The following is a 21,787-nucleotide window of genomic DNA, read 5'->3' as shown; positions in this document are numbered from 1 at the left end:
GCGATCAAACGCTGCCTTCCACCTCGGCCAGCATGGCGGCCTGTTCCTCGGCAATCAGGGCATCAATAACCTCGCCCAGCGCCTCGCCCGCCATAACCTTGTCCAGCTTGTACAGTGTCAGGTTGATGCGATGATCCGTGACGCGCCCTTGCGGGAAGTTGTAGGTTCTGATCCGCTCTGACCGATCGCCGGAGCCAACCTGACCTTTACGATCCGCCGAGCGGGCCGCCGCCTTGGCCGCCCGTTCCGCTTCATAGATACGGGAGCGCAGGACCGACATGGCCTTGGCCTTGTTCTTGTGCTGGGATTTTTCGTCCTGCTGCTGAACCACGATACCGGTCGGAATATGGGTCAGGCGCACCGCAGAGTCTGTCGTGTTCACGGACTGCCCGCCGGGACCGGAGGCCCGGAAGATGTCCACGCGAACGTCCTTGTCATCGATCTTGACGTCCACTTCTTCGGCTTCCGGCAGAACCGCAACGGTCGCGGCTGATGTATGAATACGGCCACCGGTTTCCGTTTCCGGTACCCGCTGCACCCGGTGTACCCCGGCCTCGAATTTCAGTTTGGCGAACACATTCCGACCCGTAACCTTGACCACCGCTTCCTTGCAGCCGCCCATATCGGATTCGGAATAGGACATGGTTTCGCACCGCCAGCCCATGGTTTCCGCATAGCGTTGATACATGCGCATCAGGTCACCGGCGAACAGGGCCGCTTCCTCGCCGCCTGTACCGGCCCGCAATTCCAGAATGGCGTTCTTTTCGTCCGCATCATCCTTGGGCAGAAGCTGGATCTTGATTTCATGTTCCAGCGTCGGCAGGGACGCCTGCAACTCCTCAAGTTCCAGTTCCGCCATTTCGCGCATTTCCGCGTCTGTATCGTCGGCCTCCAGCATCTCCTGCAGGTCGGTGATTTCGGATTCGGCCGCCCGGAATTTCTGAATGGTTTCCACAACCGGTTTCAGATCGGAATATTCCCGGCTCATCTTGACGAAATCGTCAGCGGCGACATCGCCCATTTCCCCCGCCATGGCAGCTTCAAGCTCCTCATAGCGGGACTGGATCATCTTGAGTTTATCTTGTGGCAGCATCCTCTATCCTTACCCCAGGTTTGAGAGTGCTGCACGCAGGCTGGAAAGGGGAACTTCCTCCTGCGTACCCTGATCAAGATCCCGGAACGTACAGGCATTCCGAACCAGTTCGTCTTCACCAATCAGGATGGCCGCACGGGCGTTCAGCTTGTTGGCCCGCTTCATCCGCTTGCCCACATTGCCCTTGAACGCCATCTCAACACTGATCCCTTCAAGGCGCAGTTCGTGGGCCAGCTTCAAGGCCACCGCCTCGGCTTCCGCCCCCACAGGAACAATGGCGACGGGGCGGGGCCCTTCGGGAATATCCCGGGCCAGCAAAGCCAGTCGCTCGATACCACCGGCCCAGCCAATACCCGGCGTCGGCTTCCCGCCCAGCGCCTCGATCAGGCCATCATACCGCCCACCAGCAATCACCGCCCCTTGCGACCCCAGTTCGGTGGTCACAAATTCGAACGCGGTGTGGGTGTAGTAGTCCAGTCCGCGCACAAGGCGGCGGTTCAGTTCATACCCGATGCCCAGCATATCAAGGCCTTCCAGAACCTCGGCGAAGAATTCCGTGGAATAGTCGTTCAGGTAATCGGTAAAGATCGGGGCGTTTGCAACAAGCGCCTGATCGCCCTTGTCCTTGCTGTCCAGAATCCGCAACGGATTGCGGTGCAAGCGGGCCAGACTGTCTTCGGACAGCTTGTCCTTGAAATCGCTGAAATACTCGACCAACGCATCCCGGTAAGCCTGACGGCTTTCACGGTCACCAAGGGTGTTCAGTTGCAGGCTGCAACTGTCCAGCACGCCCAGTTCCTTCAGGATGGCTGCGCCAAGGGCAATGACCTCCACATCGGCCTTCGCCTCGGCGGCGCCAATGCATTCGATATCGATCTGGTGGAACTGGCGCTGACGTCCCTTCTGCGGGCGTTCATAGCGGAACATGGGGCCGTTGGCGAACACCTTGAACGGCACATTCTGCTGCAGGCCATTGCTGATGAACGAGCGACAAATCCCGGCCGTATATTCCGGACGGAGGGTCATGCTCTCGCCGCTGCGGCCTTCAAAGGAATACATTTCCTTGGAAACCACGTCCGAGGTTTCGCCCATGGTCCGGGCAAAGACTTCGGTAAATTCAAAGATCGGTGTCGCCATTTCCGCATAGCCGAAACGCGCTGCGATATCCCGCGCCGTGTTCCGCACATGGGCATGGCGCCTGAAATCTTCAGGTAACAGGTCATGGGTACCGCGTACGGGTTGTGGCAGTGACACGTTCTTTACTCCGCTCTTTTCGTTCTGTTCTTCAGTTTCAGGAGGATGCTTCAAGAAGCTCGCTTTTCTCAGCGGCTTCCAGTTCCTCGGCCTTCTTTTCCACCAGCTCGACGATATGGTCAACCATGCCGTCCGTATCAATCTTGTGGTCTGTGACGCCGCTCAGATACACCATGTGATTACCCTTGCCGCCGCCTGTCAGGCCAATATCGGTCTCCCGGGCCTCGCCGGGGCCATTGACCACACAGCCAATAATCGACAGGGTCATGGGGGTGGAGATATGCTCCAGTCGTTCTTCCAGTTTTTCCACGGTACGGATCACCGGGAAGGCCTGACGCGCACAGGACGGGCAGGAAATGATTGTCACACCGCGCCGCCGCAGCCCCAGACCTTTCAGGATTTCATACCCGACCTTCACTTCCTCGACCGGGTCTGCGGACAGGGACACACGCAGTGTATCGCCAATACCGGACCACAGCAGCATGCCAAGACCGATGGAGGATTTAACCGTCCCCGAGGTCAGTCCGCCCGCCTCAGTGATCCCAAGGTGAAGAGGATAATCGCAAGCCTCGGCCAGCCCCTGATAGGCGGCAACGGACAGAAACACATCGGACGCTTTCACGCTGATCTTGAAATTGGTGAAATCGTTATCTTCCAGAATTCGGGCGTGGTTCAGGCCGGATTCCACCATGGCTTCCGGGCAGGGTTCGCCGTATTTGTCCAGAAGTTCCTTTTCAAGGCTTCCCGCATTCACGCCAATCCGCATGGAGCAGTTATTGTCCACTGCGGCCCGCACCACTTCGCGCACCCGATCGGCAGACCCGATATTCCCGGGATTGATTCTGAGACAGGATGCCCCGGCCTCTGCGGCCTCGATCCCCCGGCGATAATGGAAATGGATATCGGCGATGATCGGGATCGTGGTCTCGCGAACGATTTCCTTCAGGGCCTTTGTGCTGGCCTCATCGGGACAGGAAACACGGACCATATCGGCCCCGGCCTCCTCGATCGCGTGGATCTGTTTGATGGTGGCAACCGGATCAGAGGTCAGGGTGTTTGTCATGGTCTGAACAGTGATCGGGGCATCGCCCCCCACCAAGACGTTTCCAACGCTGATCTGGCGTGATTTCCGGCGAATGATATCGCGATAGGGTCTGACACTCATGGGATTGAAGCTTCAGTATAAGGGCGGCATGCGGCCGCATTCAAAAAACCCGCATAAAATGGCGGTATCGAAGAAAAATTTCAAGTAATAGAATCCCGCTTTCTGTCGGCATTCCAAAGAAACGCTATTCTCTGGCGCCGAATTCCCGGCTCAAGGCGTCCGGTTCCAGCGCTAGTCTTCTGACAATGGTCCCGCTTCCCCCAAGAGAGGACAGCATCTTGCCATCAACGGTCAGGTCAATGCCGCCTGCGTTGGCCGTGCTGAGAACAAGCCCGGCCCGGTTCGGCACCATATACCGCTCGCCGGCTTCCAGAATATCATCCAGCACAACCGCATTGTCCGCAGAACGGATTTCAATCCATGTTTCCTGACGGGTCACCACAACAATCCGGGCATCCGTGTTTTCAACCCCAAGGGTGTTCACCCGCCCTCTTGCGGTCGTCTCCGCCGGCAGTTTATCGGCCTCGGCTTGATTCAGCATCGCTTGCGGGTATCCTTCACGGCTATCCGCTGCGCCATCGACCTTGGTTTCCGCTGGCGCCTCTGTCGGTACATCCGCCGGTGCGACCACTGGTGCCTCACCCTGCGCTGTGGCAGAGACGGCAGCCGTGGTTGTTTCCGCTGCGGATGTCTCTGTGGCCGTATCTGTAGCTGTTTCTGTAGCTGTTTCTGTAGCTGTTTCTGTTGCTGTTTCTTCTACGGCAGGCTCAACCTTTTCCGGGGCTTCCGAAACAGCAGGGGCCGCAGCCTCTTGGCCACTGGACTGCGCTGCTGTTGGTTCCACGGCGGACGGGGAGGAGACTTCCGCCTGTGTCCCGGTCTGTTCCGCCGGATCGGTCTGTGATGCACCCTCGGAGACACCCTCGGAGGCGGCGGTCAGCGTTGCGCTCTCAGGCGCAGGTTCTGGCGACGCTTCACGCCCGGTTTCAGGGGCCTCCCCTTCAGAGGATACCTCAGCAACCGTGCCGGAAGCCGTGTCCGTGGCAACAGCGGCAGGGACATTCCCCGCAGCGGTGTCGGTGTCGGTGGTCTGTTCTGGTGCGGCGGTGCCTGTGGCTGGCGCGTCAGCGACCGGATCAGAGGCTACCTCGGCGGAAGATGCGGCAAGGTCGCCGCCTTCCGGGCCTCCGCTTTCCTTGGTAGCAACGGCCCCCGCCGTGCCCGATGTCAATGCTTCTGGCAGATTGGCGGCCAGTCGTTCCGGCAGTTCCGGCACCATATCCTGCTGGAATTTAAACTCGCTCTGGTACAGGTACCATCCGCCGAATGCCACCCCGGCCAGCAGAATGGCAACGGTGATCATGCCCACACCGGGGATCCGCCCTTCCGAGGCGGGTTCCGGGAATGTCAAATCCGGGGCATCGGAGAGCCCATCTGTTTCCTGCTTGTACAAGGCAACGATGGAGACCGCATCCAACCCCAGAAGATTGGCATAGGAGCGCAGAAAACCGGTAACGAAAGTCCGGCCCGGCAGGGCATCGTAATCCCCATCCTCAAGAGCCTGAACCTGCCGCGCCCGAAGACGCAGCATATCGGCAACCTCATGCAGGCTGAGCCCCTTCTGTTCCCGCTGGTGACGAAGATGCTCCCCAACCGTGCGGGTTTCGGTCTCTGCAGTCTCGGCGTTTTCTCCAGCTCCGGGCTCATGCCGGGTCCGGTTGTCCGGTGTCATCGGGGAGCGCATTTCCTGTTTCCCGTCTTCGCCTTCAAATGGCAGGTCACTTCTATTTGCCATACAACATACCACCAAATCTGATTATGCCATTGCCCCCATGCCTTGCCGGCATGGTCCATGCAATCGGGCAGCAGGGTATCAGGAAAACCATTGGAGTTTCAACGATTTAAATTATGATAGAGTGATCTCTCGCAAAGGCCCGCATTTGCTGGCGGACAGAATGTTCGCGCGCCTCGCAAAGTGCCTCTATAAAGCTTTCAATGCGGCTGGTATCCACACTGCGGACCATTTCCTTGACCGGGCCGATCGCCTCAAAAGACATGGAAAGATTTCGGTACCCCAAGCCCAGCAGGGCCATCGCTTCCAAGGGTTTACCCGCCACATCCCCGCAAATGGAAACAGGGACATCCGCCCGGGTACTTTCCCTGACGATAAAGCGCAACATGGACAGGAAACCGGAACTCAACATGTCATACCGGTCCGCAACCATGGAATTTCCGCGGTCCACCGCATAGAAATACTGCTGCAAATCGTTGGTCCCAACCGAGATAAAATCCACATATTTCAGCAAATGGGGTAATTGCCAGACAATGGACGGCACCTCGATCATGGCACCGACCCGCACATTTTTCGGCGCGCCGCCTTCATACCCTTCGGATCGGACCAGTTCTTTTTTCAGAATAGCCTTTGCCTCGATAAACTCCGAAACCTCGGCGACCATCGGGAACATCAGGGAAAGGTTGCGCCCCGCCGCGGCCCGCACCATGGCCCGCAACTGCGCCTTCAACAAGGCCGGGCGATCCAGTCCGATACGGATCGCCCGCCAGCCAAGTGCCGGATTTTCCTCTTCCTTCATGCGCAGATAGGGCAGCATTTTATCCCCGCCCACATCCAGTGTCCGGAAGATAACCGGGCGATCCCCCGCATGGTCCAGAACCTTGCTGTAAAGGGCGGTCTGCTCCTCCACCTTTGGCAGGCGGGATCGCACCATGAACTGCAATTCCGTGCGGAACAGGCCTATGCCTTCCGTTCCGGCCAGATCGAAATGCTCCAGATCAATCAGAAGGCCCGCATTCATGTTCAGGCTGACACGCTGGCCGTCCCGTGTAATCGCCGGCTCCTCGCGCAAGGCGGCGTATTTCGCCTGCCGTTCCGCCCGGTGGCGAACGCTTTTGGCGAAGATATGTTTGACATCATCACCGGGCCGCAGGAACGCCTGACCATGCTCTCCGTCGGCCAGGATATAATCACCCTGCTCAACAAGATCGACAATTTCCGCGCACTGACCAATGACCGGCACGCCCAGCGCCCGCGCAACAATGGCCACATGGCTGCTGCGGGTTCCCTCCTGCAGGATCACTGCCTTCAGGTGAACCCGGTCATAGTCCAGCAGTTCCGCCGCGCCCATGTTCCGGGCGACAACAACCGTTTCCCGAGGCAGGTGCCGCCGGTCGATGCCGGTGCTGCCTTCCAGATGCAGGAACAACCGATTGGCCAAATCATCCAGATCAGATAGCCGCTCCCGGATATACGGATCGGTTACCGCCTTCATGCGGTTGCGCGTATCGTCCTGCACCCGCTTGATCGAGGCTTCCGCCGTCAAACCGCTGCCCACCGCATCCCGCAATTTGTTCAGCCAGCTCTTGTCGTGGGCAAACATCTTGTAGGCTTCAAAGATTTCGCGGGATTCCTCGGTAAACGCAGCATGGTTGGAGGTCAGCATGGCCTCCACCGCTTCCTGCAGGGCGGTGATGGCGCGCTCCAGACGGCCCAGTTCCTCAGCCGGATTTTCTGCGATGGTCTTGATAACCTCGATCCGAGGTTCATGAAGAACCGCATACCCGGCCCCCAGCCCCTCTGCCAGAACCCGTCCGGCCAGACGATGGGGCAAGGTAGCGTTCCCTGCCGTGTCCATCAGTTCCTCTGAACTGATCATCTCTTCCGAACTGATCAGTTCGGCAACCACCATGGCGACCGTCTGAAGGGCTTCCACCTCTTCTTCGGAATAGTGTCGGCGGGTCCGGTTCTGGACCACAAGGACCCCGATAACCCGGCCGCCCCGCATGATGGGGGTGCCAAGCAGGGAATGATAGATTTCCTCGCCCGTTTCGGGGCGATAGGCAAACTGGGGATGCGCCTGTGCGTCCGACAGGTTCAGCGGCCGTGCATGGGCCGCGATGTCACCGACAAGGCCTTCCCCAAGCCGCAAACGGGTCTTGTGAATGGCGTCCCGGCGCAAGCCTTCCGTCGCAAAAAGCTCCAGCATGTCGCCTGCCCGCATCAGGTAACAGGAACACACCTCGGCAATCATGTTGGCCGCGATCAGTTCAACAATTTTCTGAAGCCTGTGTTCAGCTTCCCCGGCCCCCGCCATCACCTGACGCAAGTGACGGAGTAGAATCCTGGGACTGCTGATCGCGGCGCTGTTCATTTAGGTAACGGCCTTCCCGCCCCTGCCTGTCAAAGCCTCACTGGCCTGCTCGACCAGTTCCTGTATGATCTCTTCCGTGGACTGTTCTTTCTTGACCATACCGACGCTTTGTCCAGCCATGACAGAGCCGAATTCCACATCACCATCCATAACGGCACGGCGCAGGGCCCCGGCCCAGTAATGCTCGATTTCAAGCTGGGCAGCTTCCAGTTCAAGCTCGCCCGACTTGTAACGGGCAATCACTTCATGCTGGGTTTCGATAAACTTCCGGCCCCCCGCATTGTCGAGGGCCCGCACTGGAATAACCGGGAATGCCGGGTCCACCTGAACGGTGGTGACCGCATCACGGGCACTGGCCCGGATGAAGGCTTTCTTGAAGTTCGGGTGGGCGATACATTCCGTCGCACAGACGAAACGGGTTCCAAGCTGAACCCCGGCGGCGCCCATATTCAGATAATTGACGATCGCCTCGCCGCGGCCAATACCCCCGGCGACAAAGACAGGAACGTCGGTGATATGCGGCAGGATTTCCTGCGCCAGCACACTGGTTGCAACCGGCCCGATATGACCGCCTGCTTCCATCCCCTCGATCACCAGCGCATCGACGCCGATCCGCACCAGCTTTTTCGCCAGTGCCAGAATGGGGGCAAAACACACGGTTTTCGCCCCACCTTCCTTGATCTTGAGAATGGTTTCCTTGGAGGGCAGACCCCCGGCCAGCACCACATGGCCAACCTTGTTGTCCAGGCAGACATCAACCAGCTTGTCCAGATCCGGATGCATGGTGATCAGGTTCACACCAAAGGGTTTGGATGTCAGTTCCCGTGTCGCCTTGATTTCAGTATCCAACAGGTCCGGTGTCATCGCCCCGCAGGCAATGACGCCGAACCCGCCGGCGTTTGAAATCGCCGCAACGAGGTTCCGCTCGGAAACCCAGGACATGGCCCCGCCAAGAATGGCGTATTCGGTTCCCAAGAATTCACATCCACGCGCCCAAGCCTCATGAAGGGCGCGGGCACCCTCTTGCATACGATCGTCACTCATAATCAGGCAGCGTCCAGGTTAAAGGCGGTGTGCAATGTCCGGACGGCCAGTTCGGTATACTCTTCGGCAATCAGGACACTGACCTTGATTTCAGAAGTGGAGATGACCTGAATGTTGATCCCCTTTTCCGCCAGAGCGGAGAACATTGTCTGCGCGACACCAGCGTGACTGCGCATACCCATGCCCACGATCGAGACCTTGACCACGTTGGGATCAGGAACGATCGCCTTGCAGTTCACATCGTTTTTCAGGCTGTCCAGAACCTTCAGCGCCGGATCAAGATCCTTGCGGCCCACCGTAAAGGTCAGGTCCGTGGCCTTGCCATCTTCAGAAACGTTCTGGACGATCATGTCCACATTGACATGGGCATCAGCCAACGCACCGAATACCAGTGCGGCAACACCCGGTTTGTCACTGACCTGCTGCAACGTGACCTTTGCTTCATCACGTGTATAGGTCACACCACTAACTACTTGCTGTTCCACGATGTCTTCCTCATCAACAACCAACGTTCCCGGCAAATCCTCAAAACTGGAGAGCACCTGCAGCTTGACGCGGTGCTTCATCGCCATTTCAACGGAGCGTGTCTGCAAGACCTTGGCCCCGAGGGACGCAAGTTCCAACATTTCCTCATATGTAATTCTATCAAGTTTTGCAGCTTTTGTCGCGATCCGGGGATCAGCGGTATAAATACCGTCCACATCCGTATAGATATCACACCGGTCTGCGTTCATGGCCGCGGCCAGCGCCACGGCTGACGTGTCGGACCCGCCGCGCCCCAATGTGGTGATACGGTTATCGCTTCCCACACCCTGGAACCCGGCACAGACAGCAACCTGACCTTCGCCGAAACGACGAATGATATCGCTGCAATCGATTTCCTCGATCCGGGCAGAGCTGTGGGTGTCATTGGTCTTGATCGGCACCTGCCAACCCAGCCAGGAGCGGGCATTGACCCCCAGTTCCTGCAAGGCCAGCGCCAACAGACCAACCGTCACCTGCTCACCGCTGGAAACGACCACGTCATATTCACGGGCATCATGCAGGGCAGCAACATTCGTTGTCAGGTCGACAAGGCGGTTGGTTTCCCCGGACATGGCGGAAACAACAACGGCCACTTCATGACCTGCATCAACTTCTTTTTTCACTTTTCTGGCAACGTTCTGGATCCGTTCAACGGATCCGACAGACGTGCCACCGAATTTCATAACCAGCCGCGCCATGGCCGAACCAACCTCTCACATAACGTCTTTAACAAAGGTCCACAATTTTAGACGGAACGGGTACCCTTTGGACTAGAAGGAGCGTATACATATACTTAAGAGGGCTTGTTCGGCAAGCATTCCAAACGAAAATATTAGTGATAGACGACGCAATTCTGAATAGGCATCCCATGACTGATGTTGCAAGTTCGAGCTCGGTGGACCCGAAGGAGATTTCCAATTTTGCCGCAATGGCGGACGAATGGTGGGATGAAACCGGAAAATTCAAGCCGCTGCACCGTTTCAATCCCATCCGAATCGGATATGTCCGGGATCAGGTGATCCAGCATTTCCAGATTGATACAAACAGCCCGGAAAGCCAGTTGAAACCCTTCAAGGGCCTGCGGTTTCTGGATATTGGCTGTGGCGGTGGCCTGTTGTCGGAGCCCATGGCCCGGCTTGGCGCCGAGATTGTTTCTGCAGACGCATCGGAAACCAACATCAATATTGCGTCCCTGCATGCGGAAAAATCCGGCCTGTCCATCGACTATCGACACACCACGGCAGAGGACCTTGCTGCCGCTGGCGAAAAGTTCGACGTGATCCTGAACATGGAGGTCATCGAGCATGTGGCCGATGTGGAAGGGTTTGCAGCCGCCTGCGCCAGCATGCTGAAACCGGGCGGGCTGATGTTCATCGCCACCCTGAATCGCACCTTTAAAAGCTACGCCTTTGCCATTGTCGGGGCGGAATATGTCCTGCGCTGGCTGCCGCGCGGCACCCATAACTGGAAAAAGTTCCTGCGCCCCTCCGAGGTTGCAAGGCTTGTCCGCGGCAATGGTCTGGTTGTCACCGACATGACCGGGGCCGTCTATAATCCGCTGGACGATAGCTGGCGCCTCGGCAAGGATATGACCATCAATTATATTGTCACATCAACCCGCCCCGCCTGATTTCAGGAAAAACGCATCAATCATTCAGTCCCCCCGGACATTCCGATTTGACCAGAAAGCTGGAAATGAACTATCTGGGTATCGGATCAACCTTTATAGCGAGACGTCATCATGTCACTCCCTGTATCCCCGCTTGCCCCCGCACAGTTCCCAACGCTGCCCGCCATTTCAGGCGTTCGCTTTGCAACGGCGAACTCGGGAATGCGATATAAGGGGCGGGACGACCTGCTGCTGGCCGTGTTCCCCGAAGGAACCAGTGTGGCAGGTGTCTTCACCAAGAACTCAATGCCGGGCGAACCGGTTGTGTGGGGCCGGAAAATCCTTTCCAAAGGCACGGCGCGCGCACTGGTGGTCAATTCCGGCATTGCCAACGTCTTTACCGGCGCTGCGGGAACCGAAACCGTCCTGCAGACGGCCCGGACCGCTGCCGAACTGGTCGGCGGCCTGCCCGAGGAGGTCTATGTGGCCTCAACCGGTGTGATCGGGAACAAGGTCCCGACCGAGTATATCACCAACACCCTGCCGGGCATGATGGACGGTCTTGATGAAGGCAACGCGGAAGCCGCCGCCAAGGCGATCCTGACAACCGATACCTTTGCCAAGGGGGCGACAGCCACCTGCAAGATCGGGGATCAGACCGTCACCCTCAGCGGTTTTGCCAAAGGCTCCGGCATGATTGCGCCCGACATGGCCACCATGCTTGCCTTCCTGTTTACGGATGCCAACATCCCGTCCGCCATCCTGCAACAGCTTCTGGCAGAGACAAACGAGAAGAGCTTTAACTGTGTGACCGTGGACAGCGACACCTCGACCAGTGACACGGCCCTGCTGTTCGCCACCAACACTGCGGGCAACACAGCCCCTTCCAGTGCCACCGATCCGGCCCTTGACGGGTTCCGGGCCGCCCTGCTGGAGATCATGCAGGATCTGGCGATCCAGATTGCCAAGGATGGTGAAGGCGCCAGCAAGTTCATCACGGTCAATGTGACCGGTGCGGAAAGCGACACCTCTGCCAAGGTGATTGCCCTTGCCATTGCCAACTCCCCCCTTGTGAAGACCGCCATCGCCGGCGAAGACGCCAACTGGGGACGGGTGGTCATGGCCGTGGGCAAGTCCGGAGAGAAAGCAGACCGCGACAACCTGCGGCTGGAAATCTGCGGCGTTCTGATCGCCGAAAAAGGCGCCCCGTTTGCGGGCTACAAGGAAGAACAGATTACCGACCACATGAAGGGACAGGACATCACCATTGATGTGGACGTGGCCGTCGGCACCGGCACCTCAACGGCGTGGACCTGCGACCTGACCCACGGATATATCGAAATCAACGCCGACTACCGGAGCTGAGGCCCCATGTCCCACAAACCGACAGTGCTGGTCGTGGCGGTGGCGCTGGTGGACACTGACAACCGTGTCCTCATCGCCCAGCGACCGGAAGGCAAGAGCATGGCCGGCCTTTGGGAATTTCCGGGCGGCAAGGTCGAGGACGGGGAAACCCCGGAACTGGCCCTGATCCGGGAATTGAAAGAAGAACTGGCCATTGATGTGACGGAGGCCTGCCTGGCCCCCTTCACCTTCGCCAGCCACACCTATGAGAAGTTCCATCTGTTGATGCCGCTCTATGTCTGCCGCCGCTGGTCCGGCTTTCCCCGGCCAACAGAAGGCCAGACCCTGAAATGGGTCCGCGCCAACAGCCTGAAAGACTACGACATGCCCCCGGCGGATATCCCGCTGGTGGCCATGCTACGCGACCTCCTCTAGAACTCTTCGCCAGAGAAGCGCTTCAGTCCTTGGACAGGATATCGGTCAGGCTTGCCTGACCACTTCCCCGGCGGGCGGGTTCCTGCTGGCTTGCGTGGGGCGACCAGCCCGTCATGTAAATGATCTGGAAGGTAGCCGGGATCAGCCCGTCCTCATCGGCAAAATTCTCCATATACAACTCTGCCGCCCGGAACAGGACCCGGCGCCCCGTCAGGGTTTTCTGACGCTGGACAAGGGCATTCCCCTCGCCCATGCCGCGCAGCTCCCGCATCAGGGCAAAGGGATCGGAATATTTCAGCGTAACCGTATCCACATCGGTCACCGGCAGGGCCAGCCCGGCACGCTGTAACAGGCCGCCTGCATCCCGAACCTCGGTAAAGGGGGAGATGCGGGGATGAACGCCGCCGGAAACCTCTGACTCGGCCTGTGTCAGGCACCATTTCAGCTCTTGCAGGCTTTCAATCCCGAACAGGGAGCCCAGAAACAGCCCATCCGGTTTCAAGCTACGGGCAATCTGAACCAGCGCACCGGGAAGATCGTTTGTCCAATGCAGGTTCAGGACACTGCCCACCAGATCGAAACTGGCCGGGGCAAATGGCAGGAATTCCTCGTCCGCCACAACGGACCGGTCACCGCCGGTTTCGGCGACATGACCGAAGGCCAGATCGGCCTGTATTACGGTACTGGCCAGCGAACGGGCCCGCAGGGCATCCGCAAACGCGCCGCCGCGACAACCAAGGTCCAGCGCCAGATCATAGGTCCGCGTGATATCCAGCAATCGATCCGCCATCCGGTCGGCAACTTCGGCAAACAGAAAACCGTGACGGGACCAGTCGATCCCGACCGCACGCTCCCGGTGTTTGCGGACAACTTTCCGGTCAAACAGATAGCTATCCTGCGCCGGGCTGAAGGGTGTCTTTGTCATGCCCCGTATATGGCACGGTCCCCCCGGCAACTCAATCACGCTTTCGCACAGAATGATTGGATAGGGAGCGATTTTCCCGTAAATTAAGAAATCATGGGAAACATTTTCTCGAAAACCGCACTTCTTGCCATGGGGCGATCCTGCCTTGATGCCCTGTTCCCGCCGGGTTGTCCCCGATGCGGCGAGGAAGTGGACAGGGTCGGCGCCCTGTGTCCCGATTGCTGGCCCAGCCTTGATTTCATCAGCGACCCGCTTTGCCACATCTGCGGCATTCCGTTTGAGTATTCACAAGGCGAAGCGGCCCTCTGCGGGGCCTGCATTGCTGCGCCCCCTCCCTATGCCGGCCTCCGCTCCGCGCTCCATTATAACGAGGCCAGTCGGGCGATGGTGCTGTCCTTCAAGCATGGGGACCGGTCCGACCGGGCGCCCACCTTTGCCGCATGGATGAAACGGGCCGGCCGCGACCTTCTGGAACAGTCCGAGATGGTGGCCCCCGTCCCCCTGCACCCATCAAGGCTGATCAAGCGGCGATACAATCAATCCGCCCTGCTGGCATCCGGCATTGCAAAGGGCACCGGGTTGGACCTTGCCCAAGACCTGCTTGTAAGAACCCGCGCCACCGCCAGTCAGGGGAATTACAGCGCGAAGGGCCGTGTTCGGAATGTCAGGGGGGCCTTTGCGGTCAACACCCGCTGGCAGCCCCATATTGAAGGCAAAACCGTGCTTCTGGTGGACGATGTGCTGACCACCGGCGCCACGGTGGAGGCCTGTACCCGCTCCCTCCTCTCGCAGGGTGTGACTGCGGTCAATGTTTTGACCTTATGCCGGGTTGTACAGCCCGCCTCCCTCAATATATAAGGGAGCGTAAATTTATCAGTCAGGAAGTTTCCAAATGAAAAGTATCGAGATTTACACCAGTATGCTGTGCCCGTTCTGCGCCCGCGCAAAGGCGTTGCTGAAATCAAAAGGCGTCCAGTTCAAGGAAATCGACGTCACCGCCGACGCCGCCCTGCGTCAGGTGATGATGAAACGGGCTGAAGGCGCCCATACCGTTCCGCAGATTTTCGTGGACGATATGCATATTGGCGATTGTGATTACATCCACAAACTTGACGCCGCTGGGAAACTCAATCAGATTCTGGGCATTGCCTGAAACAACTGACAGAGTGCCATGACAACCTTTTCTGCCGCCTGCATCCAGATGACCTCCGGGACCGAACCGGAAGAAAACCTGAAGGTCAGTACGGACCTGATCCGCGCCGCCATTGATGCGGGCGCGGATTTCGTCTCGACCCCTGAAGTCACCAACATGATGGAACCCTACAAGGTTGCGGCCCAGGAAAAAGCCCAACTGGAAGAGGATGACATCACCTTGCGGGCGTACCGGGAACTGGCGGATGAAACAGGCACATGGATTTTGGCCGGCTCTCTCGTGATCCGGAAACCGGATGACGAACGGCTGGCCAACCGCTCCTTCCTGATCGCACCGGACGGACGGATTGCCGCCCGCTACGACAAGATCCACATGTTCGATGTGTCGCTGGACAATGGCGAGTCCCACAAGGAATCAAACGCCTACGCACCGGGAGAAAAAGCCGTTGCCGTCCCGACCCCTTGGGGAACCTTGGGCATGGCCGTCTGTTATGACGTGCGGTTCTCACATCTGTTTCAGGATCTGGCCATCAAGGGCGGCGCCAGCCTGTTCACCGTTCCCGCCGCTTTCACCTATACCACCGGGAAAGCCCACTGGCACACGCTGCTGAAGGCGCGGGCCATCGAAAACGGAGCCTTTGTCATTGCCTCGGCCCAATGTGGGCACCATTCAGAAAAGCGCCGCACCTATGGTCATTCCCTGATCATTGATCCGTGGGGCGACGTCCTTGCCGATGGCGGCGAGGAGCCGGGCTTTATCATTGCCCCGATCGACATGGATCAGGTGGCAAAGCGCCGCCGTCAGGTACCAAACCTGCAAAACCTGCGTGCCTACAGTCTGGAAACCCCGAAAAGCGAACCGGCACCGGCCGTCTAGCCCCTATCGCTTTCGCGCCGCAATGCCCTGCGTTACGGCCGGTTTGGGTTGCCCGACCGGACCGTGACGATAATCCAGGATTTCAAACCCGCTGAACATGTCTTTCAACTCCCCCTCCCGGAGCAGGAAATCCGGGTTTCGGGGGCGTCCAAAGGCCTCGTTCCCCACGGCGAACGTCTCGTAGATCACAACCCCGCCCTGCTTCAGGCTGCCCCGGATATCCTCAAACAGGGGGCGCCACAGATAGTTCGTCACCACAATACCGTCAAACCGCTCCGGCCCGAACGGCCAACCGCCGGCCTCAAGATCCGCCTCGACGATTGTCAGGGCCTTGTGCGACAACGCCCCTACCGCATGGACATCGATATCCACCGCGGTCACCCCGTATCCGCCTGACAACAGAAGGGCCGTATGCCGCCCGCCTCCGCAGGCCAGATCCAGCACCTGTCCCCCTGCCGGGATCAATGGCATGTGTTTGCGAACCCACTCCGATACATCGCTCATTGACGTTCCTCAAATCCTCTCCATGGCTGTTTGCAACCATTGCAATGCTGTCACAGTTCTGTCAAATACTTGCGCAGCAGAATTAAATGCCTATTTTTTCAATAAAGGCATATTTGTTTTTGTGAGATATCCGGTTACATGATCAAGTACAGTCTAAAATGCGAACATGACCACGTTTTCGAGGCCTGGTTCAGCAATAGCGCCAGCTATGACGAACAGGAAGCCAAGGGAATTGTTCAGTGTTCACTTTGCGGGTCTTCAAAGGTGACCAAGGCGCTGATGGCCCCGGCGGTTCCAAGAAAAGGTCGGGACGCAGCCCCCAGACAGGCCCCGGCCGATGCGCCGTCCGAGGAGGCCCAGCAGGCCTATGCCCAGCAAATGTCTGTTGCCATGAGCGCCCTTCGGGAACTTCGCAAAACCGTTGAAGCCAACTGCGACTATGTGGGCAACAACTTTGCCGAGGAAGCCCGTAAAATCCATTACGGAGAAACGGAAGAGCGCGGCATCTATGGTGAGGCCACGCAAGAAGAACGGCAGGAACTTCAGGAAGAAGGGGTTGAGGTCGCGGCCATCCCGTGGCTGCCCAATACCGACGCCTGACATTCCGCTCGCAATGTCAAACCAAACAAAAAAGCCCGGCCAATTGGACCGGGCTTTTTTTCATTCAGTTGAAAGGCGGGCTTAGCCGTCTTTCTTGTCTTCTGTCTTCGGGGTTTCGGCACCCTCGTCCGCAGGCTTTTCGTCAGCAGGAGCTGCCTCGGCTGGCTTTTCTTCCGCCTTGTCGTCCGCTTCAAGGGCAGGCTCGGCAACCTCAGCTTCCACAACCTCAATTGTTGCGGCGGCTTTCAGGCTTTCCAGAAGGTTGGTGACCGTTTCATTGGTCAGCGTATCCGAAATTTCATCCTTCAGTTCCTCGAACGGGGAAATCTCGGTGGGCTTGCGCCCCTCAACCTTGATCACGTGCCAGCCGAACTGGGTCTTGACCGGCTCCTCGCTGTAGGTGCCAACTTCCATGGCAAAGGCGGCATCCGCAAATTCCGGCACCATGGCTTCCTTGATGAAGAAGCCAAGATCGCCGCCATCCTTGCCGGACGGACCTGTTGAATGTTCCTTGGCAAGCTCAACAAAATCACCGCCAGCCTTCAACTCTTCGATCAGCTTCTTCGCGTCTTCTTCCTTTTCCACAAGAATGTGGCGCGCGTGAACCTGCTCGACCGGCTCAAAGGCAGCCTTCAACTTTTCATATTCAGCGTTCAGGGCTTCGTCGGTCAGGGCCTCGTCAATTTTCTTCTGCAGGTAATATTCCTGCAAAAGCTGCAACCGGACATCATTGGCCCGATCGGTGAATTCAGCCTGACTGTCATATTTTTCGGTCTGGGCAGCCTCCTGAACCAGACGCATGTTGATCATCTGGTCAACCAGTTGCGCCTTGATAAAGGCAAAGGGAACCTGACGATACTGGGCCGGAAGGCTTTCATACATCTTGAGAATATCGGATTCCCGAATCTCGTCACCATTGACCGTCGCCACAATGGTGTCATCCGGATCCACTTGCGTTGCCGTGTCCTGTGTACCGGTCGCTACGGACTGGATATCTGCCGTGGTCCCCAGAAGGGCATCCTTGTTCCCCCCGATATAATAACCGGCACCGAGTGAAATCCCCGCAACAACAACCAGCGCAAGGGTGCTTTGAATCTTCATAATCTTCCTATTCCCAAAAAGGATCACGACCTGGCGATAACCGCCTGTTTATTTATCGGGGAACACCGTTCCCAAATTGCCCAAAGAATATATGTTAAACAGCATCAGATACAAGCACAGTAAATTTGGCCAAATCAAGGCATGACCATACCTGTTAACCCATATATGGCATGGGTTTGACGCTGGATAGATTGACAGAAGGCTTCATCCCCCTTATCTGTCACATAGGATTTTTGGGAGGTCTGTCACCATTCTTTCCCGTTCTTTGAAAGACGGTGCAAGTTCGGCATCTGAATTCATCACGATGATGACTGGAGTTTAGTTGGAAATGTTCGGTAGTTTAGCCAAAAAGTTATTCGGCACATCGAATGACAGGGCATTGAAAGCCATTCGCGCAACCGTCGCCGAAATCAATGCCTTGGAAGACAGCATAAAACCGCTTTCCGACGACGCGTTGAAAGGCAAGACCGAAGAATTTCGCCAGCGGCTCGCCGACGGCAAAACTCTTGACGATATCCTGCCGGAAGCCTTCGCCTGTGTGCGTGAGGCAGCCCGCCGGGCCCTCGGGGAACGTCACTATGATGTTCAGTTGATGGGCGGCATTGTCCTGCATCAGGGCAAGATCACCGAAATGAAGACCGGTGAAGGCAAGACCCTTGTCTCCACCCTGCCATCCTACCTCAACGCCATCGAGGGCAAGGGCGTTCATGTGGTTACCGTGAACGACTATCTTGCCAGCCGGGACAGTGGCTGGATGGCGAAAGTCTATGCCCAGCTGGGCCTGACCGTTGGCTGTATCGTTGGCGGCATGTCCGACGAGGAGCGCCGGGCCGCCTATGCCGCAGACATCACCTACGGCACCAACAACGAATTTGGCTTCGATTACCTTCGCGACAACATGAAGTTCGAGCGCGCCGCCATGGTTCAGCGCCCCTTCAACTATGCCGTTGTTGACGAGGTGGACAGCATCCTGATCGACGAGGCCCGGACCCCGCTGATCATTTCCGGCCCCGCCGAGGATTCTTCCGAACTGTACCGGGCCATTGATGCCCTGATCCCGCGCCTGTCCGAGGACGACTTCGAGGTTGACGAGAAATCCAAGGCCGTCAGCTTCACCGAGGATGGCACCGAAACCATCGAACGCATTCTGGACGAGGCAGGTCTGCTCAAGGGCGACAACCTCTATGACGTGGAAAATGTCACGGTGGTGCACCACGCCAATCAGGCCCTCCGCGCACACAAGCTGTTCGAGAAGGACAAGGACTACATCGTCAAGAACAACAAGGTTGTCATCATTGACGAGTTTACCGGACGCATGATGGAAGGCCGCCGTTATTCCGATGGTCTGCATCAGGCCCTGGAAGCAAAGGAACAGGTGGATATCCAGCCGGAAAACCAGACCCTGGCCTCCATCACCTTCCAGAACTATTTCCGGCTCTATGACAAGCTGTCCGGTATGACCGGTACCGCCTCCACCGAGGCCGAGGAATTTGCCGAAATCTATGGCCTGGCCGTGGTCGAGATTCCGACCAACGTTCCCGTTGCCCGCAAAGACGAGGATGACGAGGTCTACCGGTCGGCAGAAGAAAAATACGATGCCATCGTCAAGACCATCGAGGAATGCCGCGAAAGAGGCCAACCGGTTCTGGTCGGCACCGTCTCCATCGAGAAGTCCGAGGTCTTGTCCGACGTCCTGAAACAGAAGAAAATCCCGCACAGCGTCCTGAACGCCCGCTACCACGAACAGGAAGCGGAAATCATTGGGCAGGCGGGCCGCATCGGGGCGGTTACCATTGCCACCAACATGGCCGGGCGCGGAACCGACATCAAGCTGGGCGGCAACGTGGAAATGCTGGTTGCGGAACGGTCCGAAGGCGTTGAAGACCCGGCTCAACTGGCGAAGATCGAAGCCGATATCCGCGCTGAAATCGCCGTTGAAAAAGACAAGGTTCTGGCTGCTGGCGGTCTGTTTGTGATTGGCACGGAACGGCATGAATCCCGCCGGATCGACAATCAGCTTCGCGGTCGTTCCGGTCGTCAGGGTGATCCGGGAACCTCCCGTTTCTATCTGTCCCTGCAAGACGACCTGATGCGGATTTTCGGGTCCGAGCGAATGGAAGGCATGCTCCGCAAGCTGGGCCTTGAAGAAGGCGAGGCCATCATTCATCCGTGGATCAACAAGGCCCTTGAAAAGGCTCAGCAAAAGGTTGAGGCCCGGAACTACGACATCCGCAAGAACCTGCTGAAATTCGACGATGTCATGAATGACCAGCGAAAGGTCATCTATGAACAGCGGATCGACCTGATGGAACAGGACGATGTGTCCGAAACCGTCAACGAGATGCGCGAGGATACCATCGACAATCTGGTGGATACCCATATCCCCGAGAAGGCCTACCCCGAGCAGTGGGACGTTCAGGGCCTCCGCGAAGAGGTTCGGAAGGTTCTGGCCCTTGACCTGCCCGTTGATGAATGGGCACAGGAAGAAGGCATCGCCGATGAGGAAATCCGCGAACGCCTGAAGGACCACGCCAATCGCCGCATGGCGGAAAAAGCCGCCAACTATGGCCCTGAAGTCATGCGGATGGTGGAAAAGAGCCTGCTGCTGCAGATTCTGGACCAGTCCTGGAAAGATCATCTTCTGCAACTGGATCAGTTGCGTCAGGGGGTTTCCCTCCGGGCCTATGCCCAGAAGGACCCACTGAACGAATACAAGACCGAAGCCTTCAACATGTTCCAGGTCATGCTGGACCAGCTTCGCGTCACCGTCACCACCTATCTGTCCCATGTGGAACTGCAGAACCCGACCGAGGTGGTGCAGCGGGAAGAGCCTGACGAAAGCCAGATGCAGGCCACCCATATCGACCCGGTTACCGGTGAGAATGAGATGGCGGACGGCGACGGAAGCGATCCTGAAAATTGGGGCAAGACACGCCGCAATGATCCCTGCCCTTGCGGGTCGGGCAAGAAATTCAAACATTGCCACGGAGCGGGCTGATGCTGGCCAGACTGAAGGAACTGTTTGTTGGGAAGGGCGCCGATGAAGCGTCCCTTGGCAACGCGGAAGACATGCAGGTTGCAACCGCGGCCCTGCTGATTGAGGCGGCCCTCTCTGATGAGGATTTTTCCGAAACCGAGCGGGACACCCTTGGCGCCATCCTGCAGCGGCATTTCTCCCTGAGTGAGGCCGAGGCGGCGGATGTGATCGAGGCGGCTGAAAAATCCCATGCGGACACCAGTCACCTGCTGACCTTCACCCGGGTGATTAAGGAAAATTGCCCCATCGAGGAGCGCTCTGATATCATCGCCCTGATGTGGGAAATCGCCTATGCGGACGGGACCCTCAGCAAGTTTGAAGCCAATTTGATTCGCCGGACCTGCGGACTGATCTATGTCAGCGATCTGGAAAGCGGGCAGGCCCGCAAGCGGGTCATGCAAAAACTTGGGGTAACCGAGTAATATACATTTTTGTTCTGTACTAAAAACAAAAGGGTTGTCTTCCGAGTGTATTGGAGATAATCGGTACAGGATATATTTGCTTTAATATTCCAATGAGCTGGAGAAGACTATGACCTACGTTGTGACCGAAAATTGCATCAAATGCAAATTCATGGACTGCGTTGAGGTCTGCCCCGTAGACTGTTTCTACGAGGGTGAGAATATGCTGGTAATTCATCCGGACGAATGCATCGATTGCGGCGTCTGTGAACCCGAATGCCCGGCTGAGGCCATTCTGCCAGACACCGAAGATGGTGTCGAAAAGATGCTGGAAGTAAACCGGGAATACGCCGAAAAATGGCCGAACATCACCCAGAAGGGGGAAGAGCCCGCCGACGCCGAGGAATTCAACGGCAAGGAAGGCAAGTTCGAGGAATTCTTCAGCCCCAATCCCGCGGCGCGCTAAAACTGGGCGGATATTGCGGTATGCGGACTTGAATTACCCTGTCCGCATACAATATCTTCATCAGGATTAGCAATTTTAGAAAAAATGTGTTATGGTCCTGAAGATGGTTAACATATCGGGGGGTTCTTTCTGTTGCGACAGATGGAAAT

Annotated in this window: 20 protein-coding genes; 10 read left to right on the top strand and 10 right to left on the bottom strand. The window is 57.5% G+C overall.

All coding sequences use genetic code 11. The annotated features are described in order from the left end of the window. Positions 1 to 4: 4 nt before the first annotated feature. The 7 genes from prfA to FQB27_RS06610 form a co-directional block, all read right to left on the bottom strand. Complete coding sequence (gene prfA, locus FQB27_RS06640) at positions 5 to 1,093, bottom strand: peptide chain release factor 1 (RefSeq protein WP_169560128.1); 1,089 nt, start codon at positions 1,091 to 1,093, stop codon at positions 5 to 7. Between the two features lie 9 nt (positions 1,094 to 1,102). Beyond that, a complete protein-coding gene (gene hisS, locus FQB27_RS06635) occupies positions 1,103 to 2,347 on the bottom strand; it encodes a histidine--tRNA ligase (RefSeq protein ID WP_169560127.1) in 1,245 nt (414 codons plus the stop codon). Positions 2,348 to 2,384: 37 nt separating this feature from the next. Beyond that, a complete protein-coding gene (gene ispG, locus FQB27_RS06630; protein ID WP_169560126.1) occupies positions 2,385 to 3,512 on the bottom strand; it encodes a flavodoxin-dependent (E)-4-hydroxy-3-methylbut-2-enyl-diphosphate synthase in 1,128 nt (375 codons plus the stop codon). Positions 3,513 to 3,636: 124 nt separating this feature from the next. Then, positions 3,637 to 5,247: a RodZ domain-containing protein gene (locus FQB27_RS06625; protein ID WP_169560125.1), complete on the bottom strand. Its 1,611-nt coding sequence runs from the start codon at positions 5,245 to 5,247 to the stop codon at positions 3,637 to 3,639. Positions 5,248 to 5,353: 106 nt separating this feature from the next. Then, entirely contained in the window at positions 5,354 to 7,618 is a 2,265-nt protein-coding gene (ptsP, locus tag FQB27_RS06620; RefSeq protein WP_169560124.1) for a phosphoenolpyruvate--protein phosphotransferase, read from the bottom strand. Next, a complete protein-coding gene (locus FQB27_RS06615) occupies positions 7,619 to 8,662 on the bottom strand; it encodes an NAD(P)H-dependent flavin oxidoreductase (RefSeq protein WP_206374409.1) in 1,044 nt (347 codons plus the stop codon). Positions 8,663 to 8,664: 2 nt separating this feature from the next. Next, positions 8,665 to 9,885: an aspartate kinase gene (locus tag FQB27_RS06610; protein ID WP_169560123.1), complete on the bottom strand. Its 1,221-nt coding sequence runs from the start codon at positions 9,883 to 9,885 to the stop codon at positions 8,665 to 8,667. A 170-nt stretch (positions 9,886 to 10,055) separates the two neighbouring features. Between FQB27_RS06610 and ubiG the strand changes: the two genes are divergently transcribed. The 3 genes from ubiG (at position 10,056) to mutT (ending at position 12,575) form a co-directional block, all read left to right on the top strand. Then, on the top strand, positions 10,056 to 10,817 hold the full coding sequence (gene ubiG / locus FQB27_RS06605; RefSeq protein ID WP_169560122.1) for a bifunctional 2-polyprenyl-6-hydroxyphenol methylase/3-demethylubiquinol 3-O-methyltransferase UbiG: 762 nt from the start codon (positions 10,056 to 10,058) through the stop codon (positions 10,815 to 10,817). A gap of 111 nt (positions 10,818 to 10,928) precedes the next feature. Beyond that, on the top strand, positions 10,929 to 12,161 hold the full coding sequence (gene argJ, locus FQB27_RS06600) for a bifunctional glutamate N-acetyltransferase/amino-acid acetyltransferase ArgJ (RefSeq protein ID WP_169560121.1): 1,233 nt from the start codon (positions 10,929 to 10,931) through the stop codon (positions 12,159 to 12,161). Between the two features lie 6 nt (positions 12,162 to 12,167). Beyond that, positions 12,168 to 12,575, top strand: coding sequence for an 8-oxo-dGTP diphosphatase MutT (gene mutT, locus FQB27_RS06595; RefSeq protein WP_169560120.1), 408 nt, complete (start codon positions 12,168 to 12,170; stop codon positions 12,573 to 12,575). Positions 12,576 to 12,597: 22 nt separating this feature from the next. On the opposite strand, the gene FQB27_RS06590 is transcribed toward mutT, so the two are convergent. Further along, positions 12,598 to 13,500, bottom strand: a complete 903-nt coding sequence (locus FQB27_RS06590; protein WP_169560119.1) for a methyltransferase domain-containing protein — start codon at positions 13,498 to 13,500, stop codon at positions 12,598 to 12,600. A 93-nt stretch (positions 13,501 to 13,593) separates the two neighbouring features. On the opposite strand from FQB27_RS06590, the gene FQB27_RS06585 reads away from it, so the two are divergent. From FQB27_RS06585 to FQB27_RS06575, 3 genes are read left to right on the top strand one after another with little or no spacing between them, the layout of a single operon-like run. Beyond that, on the top strand, positions 13,594 to 14,358 hold the full coding sequence (locus tag FQB27_RS06585) for a ComF family protein (protein WP_169560118.1): 765 nt from the start codon (positions 13,594 to 13,596) through the stop codon (positions 14,356 to 14,358). 34 nt (positions 14,359 to 14,392) lie between these two features. Continuing rightward, on the top strand, positions 14,393 to 14,653 hold the full coding sequence (gene grxC, locus FQB27_RS06580; RefSeq protein WP_169560117.1) for a glutaredoxin 3: 261 nt from the start codon (positions 14,393 to 14,395) through the stop codon (positions 14,651 to 14,653). 18 nt (positions 14,654 to 14,671) lie between these two features. Beyond that, a complete protein-coding gene (locus FQB27_RS06575; RefSeq protein WP_169560116.1) occupies positions 14,672 to 15,529 on the top strand; it encodes a carbon-nitrogen hydrolase family protein in 858 nt (285 codons plus the stop codon). Between the two features lie 3 nt (positions 15,530 to 15,532). Here FQB27_RS06575 and FQB27_RS06570 read toward each other — a convergent pair whose 3' ends face one another. Continuing rightward, positions 15,533 to 16,033, bottom strand: coding sequence for a class I SAM-dependent methyltransferase (locus FQB27_RS06570; protein WP_169560115.1), 501 nt, complete (start codon positions 16,031 to 16,033; stop codon positions 15,533 to 15,535). Between the two features lie 138 nt (positions 16,034 to 16,171). Here FQB27_RS06570 and FQB27_RS06565 point away from each other — a divergent pair, with 138 nt between their 5' ends. After that, positions 16,172 to 16,633, top strand: coding sequence for a DUF1178 family protein (locus FQB27_RS06565; RefSeq protein ID WP_169560114.1), 462 nt, complete (start codon positions 16,172 to 16,174; stop codon positions 16,631 to 16,633). 81 nt (positions 16,634 to 16,714) lie between these two features. Here the strand turns inward: FQB27_RS06565 and FQB27_RS16800 are convergent, their stop codons facing one another. Further along, positions 16,715 to 17,734 carry a peptidylprolyl isomerase gene (locus FQB27_RS16800; protein ID WP_338090295.1) on the bottom strand — a complete coding sequence of 340 codons (1,020 nt, stop codon included), beginning with the start codon at positions 17,732 to 17,734 and terminating at the stop codon, positions 16,715 to 16,717. A gap of 328 nt (positions 17,735 to 18,062) precedes the next feature. On the opposite strand from FQB27_RS16800, the gene secA reads away from it, so the two are divergent. From secA to fdxA, 3 genes are all read left to right on the top strand, one after another. Next, a complete protein-coding gene (secA, locus tag FQB27_RS06555) occupies positions 18,063 to 20,732 on the top strand; it encodes a preprotein translocase subunit SecA (protein ID WP_169560113.1) in 2,670 nt (889 codons plus the stop codon). Continuing rightward, a complete protein-coding gene (locus FQB27_RS06550; RefSeq protein ID WP_169560112.1) occupies positions 20,732 to 21,193 on the top strand; it encodes a tellurite resistance TerB family protein in 462 nt (153 codons plus the stop codon). The genes secA and FQB27_RS06550 overlap by 1 nt, the downstream gene beginning before the upstream one ends. Positions 21,194 to 21,302: 109 nt before the next feature. Further along, complete coding sequence (gene fdxA / locus FQB27_RS06545) at positions 21,303 to 21,638, top strand: ferredoxin FdxA (RefSeq protein ID WP_169560111.1); 336 nt, start codon at positions 21,303 to 21,305, stop codon at positions 21,636 to 21,638. Positions 21,639 to 21,787 lie beyond the last annotated feature (149 nt).

The organism is Sneathiella chinensis (assembly GCF_012720115.1).
Classification (GTDB): domain Bacteria; phylum Pseudomonadota; class Alphaproteobacteria; order Sneathiellales; family Sneathiellaceae; genus Sneathiella; species Sneathiella chinensis.
Note: the sequence above shows the minus strand (reverse complement) of the source record. Positions and strands in the feature narration are given on the sequence as shown.